7 protein-coding genes and 1 tRNA gene are annotated in these 6718 nt (G+C 58.2%); 3 read left to right on the forward strand and 5 right to left on the reverse strand.

Going from position 1 to position 6718, the window contains the following annotated elements:
• Nucleotides 1-439 precede the first annotated feature (439 nt).
• Both Q0520_RS01390 and Q0520_RS01395 read left to right on the forward strand, forming a co-directional pair.
• Entirely contained in the window at nt 440-649 is a 210-nt protein-coding gene (locus Q0520_RS01390; RefSeq protein ID WP_298665695.1) for a hypothetical protein, read from the forward strand.
• Between the two features lie 424 nt (nt 650-1073).
• Nucleotides 1074-1211, forward strand: a complete 138-nt coding sequence (locus tag Q0520_RS01395) for a hypothetical protein (protein WP_298665696.1) — start codon at nt 1074-1076, stop codon at nt 1209-1211.
• A gap of 228 nt (nt 1212-1439) precedes the next feature.
• Here the strand turns inward: Q0520_RS01395 and Q0520_RS12140 are convergent.
• Nucleotides 1440-1524, reverse strand: a tRNA-Leu gene (locus Q0520_RS12140).
• A 146-nt stretch (nt 1525-1670) separates the two neighbouring features.
• Between Q0520_RS12140 and Q0520_RS01400 the strand changes: the two genes are divergently transcribed.
• Complete coding sequence (locus tag Q0520_RS01400) at nt 1671-2090, forward strand: phosphate-starvation-inducible PsiE family protein (RefSeq protein WP_298665697.1); 420 nt, start codon at nt 1671-1673, stop codon at nt 2088-2090.
• Between the two features lie 37 nt (nt 2091-2127).
• Here the strand turns inward: Q0520_RS01400 and dps are convergent, their stop codons facing one another.
• The 4 genes from dps to Q0520_RS01420 all read right to left on the reverse strand — a co-directional run.
• On the reverse strand, nt 2128-2682 hold the full coding sequence (gene dps / locus Q0520_RS01405; protein ID WP_298665699.1) for a DNA protection during starvation protein: 555 nt from the start codon (nt 2680-2682) through the stop codon (nt 2128-2130).
• A 61-nt stretch (nt 2683-2743) separates the two neighbouring features.
• A complete protein-coding gene (locus Q0520_RS01410; RefSeq protein WP_298665700.1) occupies nt 2744-3535 on the reverse strand; it encodes a hypothetical protein in 792 nt (263 codons plus the stop codon).
• 82 nt (nt 3536-3617) lie between these two features.
• A complete protein-coding gene (locus tag Q0520_RS01415; protein WP_298665702.1) occupies nt 3618-4427 on the reverse strand; it encodes a hypothetical protein in 810 nt (269 codons plus the stop codon).
• Nucleotides 4428-4534: 107 nt separating this feature from the next.
• Nucleotides 4535-6718 (reverse strand): RND family transporter (locus tag Q0520_RS01420; RefSeq protein ID WP_298665703.1); only part of this gene is annotated, 2184 nt, incomplete at its 5' end.

Here is a 6718-nt window from a genome sequence, read left to right on the forward strand (position 1 = left end):
AACCCGGGTTTAGGCGTTGGCAACGCCTAGTGATAACCACTACACTATCGGCGCCCTGCGTTGCCGCAGTGCAGAGAAATATTGGCACTTTTTACATATATGGATTGCGCCCCCACTGCGGGGACTGTTCCTGCATCCCTCTTTGCACGGGGGAATATGAAAGAGAAGGGCATGACCTAACAGGTCAATCCGTGTGACTCTCCAGAGCGCAGATCAGATCATAAAAATCAAACCCGAGTCGGAAGAAGACTCCTGGTATGTGCGAACAGGAAGGACACGACGCTCAAAATTACACAGAATGGATAATGTATCATCTAACGGCATTGAATTATGGGCACGACAAATTCCATAAAAAAATTTCAGAACTGACAGATAAAAAAAGATTGGGAAAATCCGACCCAGCAGAACTCAAAGAAACTATTCGGGAGATCAAGAAATTGTGTACATGGTACCAGAAATATATTCAAGAACACCAGTGTGCCGCAATGGATCATATCCCGGAAACACAGCGAAAAAAATGGGAACAGGAATCCCGGAAAAAGAAAACAAATCGTACTTCGACACATTTGCCAATGATACAATAAAAGAATTTGACACATCGAAAAATGCGTTTAAAAGGGGCCAGGATCTGACAGGGAAAAAGGAATAAGAATGAACAACCTCATCCCGGACCCATAACCCGGCCCGCATTTCATCATCGCACAAACATTCCACGATTCTACTGCAACGGCCCAGTTCTCGCTCACGACTCGAAAGACGATTTCGTGCAGGGAATCGTTTCTCTGGTTGGCAATCATTTCATGCCCGACACGAGCGATACGAACACTCATCTGCCAGGCATGTGCACCTTGATGGTCTGGAGAGTTATGAGACGACCTCTTTTTCAGTCAGGTCTGCGATGAAAGATATGACATACTATTTTCAAATGACACTTTGTTGATTGTTCAAAAATGGTAAAATAGCAGTTGAATGGGTCAACTTTTCGTTGGTTTTTCCAGGCCGATACAACGATACAGGTATATATGGAGGAAAAAAGATAAATAAAGCAGCACAAAGGCTTGGGATGTGACTGTATGCCATTAAGTAAGAAAGAAATGGAAAAGAAAAACAAAGCGAAGAGAGCCAAGGCAGAAGAACTCTCAAAACAGGCAGCAGCAGGTAGCCAGGCCGCCAAGAAGAAGCTCAAGAAGCTCAACAAAAAGATCAATTGATCTGCCTGGAATTTCCAACTTTTTTTATATCAAGAAGTTCGCCCTGCAAGAGCAGAATCCTGTCGGGGCTTCAGGTGCGGACCGCACCGTCGAGGCTGTGGACTCACCTCAGGAGAAAGAGGCTGAAGCAGGAAGCCCCGCCAAAACAGGCGCGGGGTAGTCGACCGGATACGTACTATGTTCTAGAAGTGGCTTTTTTTCACTGTTACCTATAACCCGGAAACAAAGTGCGAGGGGAGGGATTCGAACCCTCGAACTCCTGCAAGAATGGACCCTAAATCCATCGCCTTTGACCTGGCTCGGCAACCCTCGCAGACCAGAAATGCAGATATTCATACGATCCGCCGGTATAAATACCCTTGATCCCGGCGGCACCACCAGACCCCTGAAACTCCCGGCAGAACAAACCCGCTGATTTTATCAGCCCTTCCTCCCTATGAAAAGCAGGACTGAAGGCACATGTCAAAAGCGCTGAGCGCCTACCAGAAGGGGATATACTATGTCCTTATCGGCCTCCTCGCCGTCGTTATAGGATTTTCCGTCATCGAACTGGCATATATCGTCTTTCAGGGCCTCTTAATCGACGAATCGAAACTGAGACTTGAAAACCATGAGATCCTGAGAGTCTTCGACCTCTTCCTCCTCGTGCTCATCGGCCTCGAACTCCTGGAGACGATACGGACCTACATCGAAGACCACCGCGTCCACGTCGAGGTGATCATGCTCGTCGCCCTCATCGCCATCACCCGGAAGATCATCCTCCTCGACTCGGGTGAGATAGACAACTTCTCCCTCGTCGGGATTGGCTTTGCCGTCATCGCCCTCTCCGCAGGCTATTACCTGGTCAAGAAGGCGAAGACCATCGACAGAGCGGATTAGGAAGAGCGGGCGCGGGAGGCCCGCACCTCCCATGATCTCACCGCAGGAACTTCGAGACAAAAGGCGAGGTCTCGCCCCGCCTGAGGAAGTGGCCCGACGGCCCCTCGCCGAGGAACTCGGAGAACCAGGACTCGTGCTCCACCTCCTCGTGGAGGATGGAGAGGGCGAGGTCGTAGGTCCTGTGGTCCTTCCCCGCGGTCAGGGAGCAGACATGGGTGTACTGCCGCACCGCACACCTCTCCGCCTCAACGAGCACCTTCAGCATCGCCATGGTGTCGGTCGGGTCCGCGGGCAGTTTTGCCGGCGGACACCCCGAGACATTGTGGAAGTCCACCATGCTCCCTGGCAGTCTGCCGCCCAGTTCATAGATCCGCGGCACCAGCGCCTCGAAGTGGTTCCTGTCCTCGATCCGCGCCGTCTCCGCAATCTCCTTGATCGTCTCGCCCTCAAGACCGATCAGGTTCACCCGCAGGATTGTGTAGTAATAAAATGTCGTCAGTTCTGCCGCGGCGTTCTTCACCAGGAGGTCGACGAGGTGGTCCACGTCGACCCCCGCGTCCTCCACCATCTTCCGTGCAATTTTCGCCATCATATCCCCCCGTGGGAGGGGAGGGTGGGGCTCTCGGTACATAAAACATTCCCCGGTGCGGAGGTCAGGCCGGGGGCGGGGGACTGACCGCACGCCCCTTCCCGGAGAGGAGGTCGACCTCCATGAGAGGAGACGCCCCGCCGTCGGGTGCAAAGACGGCGTTTCGCAACCGCCCCCCTGACCTCACCCGCGCCGAGAGGATGAACCCCGCCCGGAGACTCGTGGACCCGGCCGATGCCCGGAGGAGGAGGTACATGTACCGCACACCCCGCAGTTCGCCAGCGTCGGTCCGCTCGAAGTCCCAGAGGACGCCGCTCTGGTCGAAGTTGAAGGCGGCCGTGATCTTCGGGACAAGGGTCGCGTACTCCACCCCGGTCGCGATCCCCCCCTCCGCCGCGGGCGGCGCCCCGACAAGGGGGACGAACTGGAGAGAGGCGTCAAGCCCCATCCTGCTCCTCTCCTCCACCGCGGCGTCGACGACCCGCACCGGGTACATCGCAGAGACCCGCGGCTGCTGCCTCCTCCCGTCAGGTTTCAGGAGGAAGATGAGACGCACCGAGTGCAGCGCCCGGTCCTCCTGTCCCGGCAGGAACGAGCAGCAGAGCCTGACCAGGAAATAATCATGTGCCCGCATGTCGGCCCTGGCAGAGGGGTCGATCCTCTCCAGGTCGTCCTTCCCGAGCAACCCGGCAAGGTTCTTCGTCTCCGGCCACCCGACAACGACGGCCGGGAACACGCCGGGCAGGTCGGCCCGCACCGTCTCCTCCCCCGGCAGGGGCTCAGGGACAAAGGAGCCGGACGCCAGGATATCCTCGTCTTTCAGTCTCTCGGTATGTCTCCCGAATGCAGGCCGCATGGACAGGTCCCCCCGCCCCTCTGGGCAGTGAGGGGAGAAAAAAAGATCGGTCAAAGATGCCGCACACAGATCAACAGTTCTGTCAGGCGGCGAGCGGCACCTGCACGATTCTCTTCTCGTTGGTGAGGAGATTGACTTCCATGGCGGCGGACTCGGGATCCTCGGGCTTAAAGAACAGATGATACCAGCGGCCCCTGTACTTCGCCTTCAGTTCAAACCTCGCCCAGAGGTTTTCCGCCCCCTTCGGGGCCCTGACTACGAGATAGAAGTAGCGTATCCCCTGCAGTTTCTCAACATCCGTCTCCGCCAGTTCCCAGTGCCCGCCTCTCTGGCCTTTGCCGAAATACGCGGTGATCTTCGGGATAAGCTGTGAGAACTCGACGCCTGTCTCAAACGTTCCCTCGACTCCGGGTTTCAAACCGGGTATCAGGACCAGTTCAAGCGAAGAAGTCAGGCCCATCTTGCTCGTCTTCTTGATGGTGTCGGTGACCGACCGTGGATACATTGTGCAAATATGAGACTGGCGGTTCTTTTCGTCAGGTTCCATGGCAATACTGTACTCCGCCGATTGCAGAGTCGTCTTCTTGTTATCTGTATGGAGTGAACAGCAGAGTTCGACCAGATAAAAGTCGTACCTGTCCATATCGGCCCTGACAAAAGGATCAAGGGTCTTCTTCTCCTCTTCGTTCAGGAGCACGGCAAGGTTCCCTGTCCTGGGCGGTAAAATGGTGACGACCGAGACCTCCTCCTTTGCCGGGACTCTTTCGGGAATTTCCCCCATCTCCCCCATCATAGCAACATGAGGGCCCTTTCCCACCGGGGCAAGGTGAGCGGCGGCAAGGATCTCCTTCTCAGTGATGTCTGTGCTATGTCTTTCAAATGCCTGTTGCATGACATATCACCCGGCCACCATTCCGGACTGATCTGATATAAGAGTTACCCAAAAGAGGCGGTCCCTCCTGATGGAGGGGTGCCGGACAGAAGTGATTGAGGAGGGGGTCAGGCCCTCTCCGGGACGGCCGCATCCCCCTTCTTCGCCCCGGCCGGGACTCTCCTGCCGGCCCCGATGATCGCAAGGGCGGCAGGCATGATGACGATCGCACCGATCAGGGAGAAACCGACGGCGATGACCGTCGTGATCCCGAAGTTGGCGATGATCTTGAAGTTCGAGAGGATGAGGGCCGAGAAACCGCACGCCGTCACGAGCGCCGAGACCGTGACCGCCGTCCCGACCTTCTGGACGCCGTCGCGGATGGCGACAAGGGGGTCACCTGTCTCTTCGAGTTCTTCGGCGTACCTCTCCATCATCAGGATGGTGTACTCCGAGGCGACGCCGATGGTCATCGAGCCCAGGCAGGCCGTCATGGGCGTGTAGTCGATCCCGAGGAGGAGCATGCCCACCGCATTCCAGCCCACGATAGCGACGAGGGGGACAAGAGGCGAGACCGCATACCGCCGCCGGTAGACGATCAGCAGGTATGCCAGGATCAGGGCGAAACCGAGGTAGGTCATCTCCCCCTTGCTCTGCGCAATGTTCGCGATGAGGGTGGTGTACATGTCGTAGTCGCCGGTCGCATGGACCGCAATGCCAGGGGGAGGCTGCATCCACCCGACATCGGCCATCACCGCCTCCTTCACCTGGTTCTGCGTCCCCATCTCCATCTCGATGGTCGAAAACTGGATCACCGCCGCCGAGTGGCCGTCGAGGTACTTCCCCTTCTCGGCGTCGGGGATGCGGGCGAGGGCTGCGGCGATGCCTGCCTTGTCGTCAGGGAGGACGCCGTTGTTGTACTGCCTGATCAGGGTGGCGATGCTCGTGACGCCGGTGAGTTCCGAGTGCTCGTCAAGGGCGTACCGGCCGAACCGGTCTATCCATGCGATCGCCTGATAGTCATCAACCCTGTCGCCCTCCACAAGGAGGGGGAAAGGCTGGACAGACCCCACGACGCCGGTCACCGTGTTCAGGGAGAGTTTTGTCGGCATGTCGGGCGGGACAAAGGTGTCCTGGTTGGTGTCGATCGGGATCGAGGCGTCGACCGTGATCCCGGCAAAGGCCACGACCGCCGCCACCAGCAGCACAGGCACCGGGTTCTTTGCGATCTTCACCGCCGCACCGGAGAGGAAACTGTCGTAGCGGTTCTTCATCTCGACTGCCCGGCCCGATCCCGCAGGCTTCGGGCGGTATTTGACGAGGAGGGCGATCACCGGCAGACCGATGAGGGCCGCGCCATAACAGCAGGAGATCCCGATGATACTGACCAGGCCGAAGGACTTGACCATCGGCACCGGCGAGATGAACATGGCGATAAAGCCCATCGCCGTTGCGAGCATGGCGATGAGCACCGCAGGGCCAGTCCGCACGACCGTCGTCCGCACAGCCTCGGGGAGGGGCGACCGGCGGCACTCCTCGTCGAGCCGCGCCTGGAACTGGATCGCATAGTCGATGCCGAGACCGAGGAGCACGGGGAAGGCGGCCACCACGCCGATGTTCATGTGGATGCCGTTGAAGCCCATGATCCCGAAGGTGAAGATCATGCCGACGACGACGAGGGCCGCGGGGATGAAGCGGTGGCTCATCGACGAGAAGAGCACCGCAAGGGTCACGACCATCAGTCCCATCGCCGCGGCGATGAGCACCAGCAGGGAGCCGGAGAGTTCCTCCTCCATCTGCTCGTCGAAGGCGGTGTTTCCGGTGATCTCGATCTGGACGCCGGGCGGCGGGGACTCGCTGTCGAGCACCGACTGGATGTTGCCGAGGACGCCGCGGGATACGTCCTTCGAGACGCCCTGCTCAACCGTGACGAGGGCCAGTGTCATGGTGTTGGAGGGGAGGAGTTTCTCCTTCAGGTCAGGCGGGAGATGGGAGAAGATGGCCTGTGCCTCAGCCTTCGAGGCGGGGAGCCTGCCTCCGTTCGCCTGCATGAGCACGTCTGCAAGGCTCTCCACGGAACCGACATCCCTCACGCCCCTGATCTCGCCTTCAAGACGGTCGAGGAAGGCGAGGAGGTCGGGGTCGAGGGGGTCGTCACACCGTATCAGGAGGACGACACTGTCGGAGAGGAATTTCTCGCTGTAGCTGTCGTAGATGATCCCCTCCTTCGTCGACTTGTCGAGATAGGTGTCCGACCCGCTCTCCATCGTGACGCCGGTCATGCCGATGATGCCGACGATGAAGAGGACGCC

It is taken from the genome of uncultured Methanofollis sp. (assembly GCF_937919355.1).
Classification (GTDB): domain Archaea; phylum Halobacteriota; class Methanomicrobia; order Methanomicrobiales; family Methanofollaceae; genus Methanofollis.

Excerpts from the sequence above, each read along its gene's own strand:
- Q0520_RS01410 (WP_298665700.1), bottom strand. The coding sequence starts at position 3,535 with ATGCGGCCTGCATTCGGGAGACATACCGAGAGACTGAAAGACGAGGAT.
- Q0520_RS01415 (WP_298665702.1), bottom strand. The coding sequence starts at position 4,427 with ATGCAACAGGCATTTGAAAGACATAGCACAGACATCACTGAGAAGGAG.
- Q0520_RS01400 (WP_298665697.1), top strand. The coding sequence starts at position 1,671 with ATGTCAAAAGCGCTGAGCGCCTACCAGAAGGGGATATACTATGTCCTT.
- dps (WP_298665699.1), bottom strand. The coding sequence starts at position 2,682 with ATGATGGCGAAAATTGCACGGAAGATGGTGGAGGACGCGGGGGTCGAC.
- Q0520_RS01395 (WP_298665696.1), top strand. The coding sequence starts at position 1,074 with ATGCCATTAAGTAAGAAAGAAATGGAAAAGAAAAACAAAGCGAAGAGA.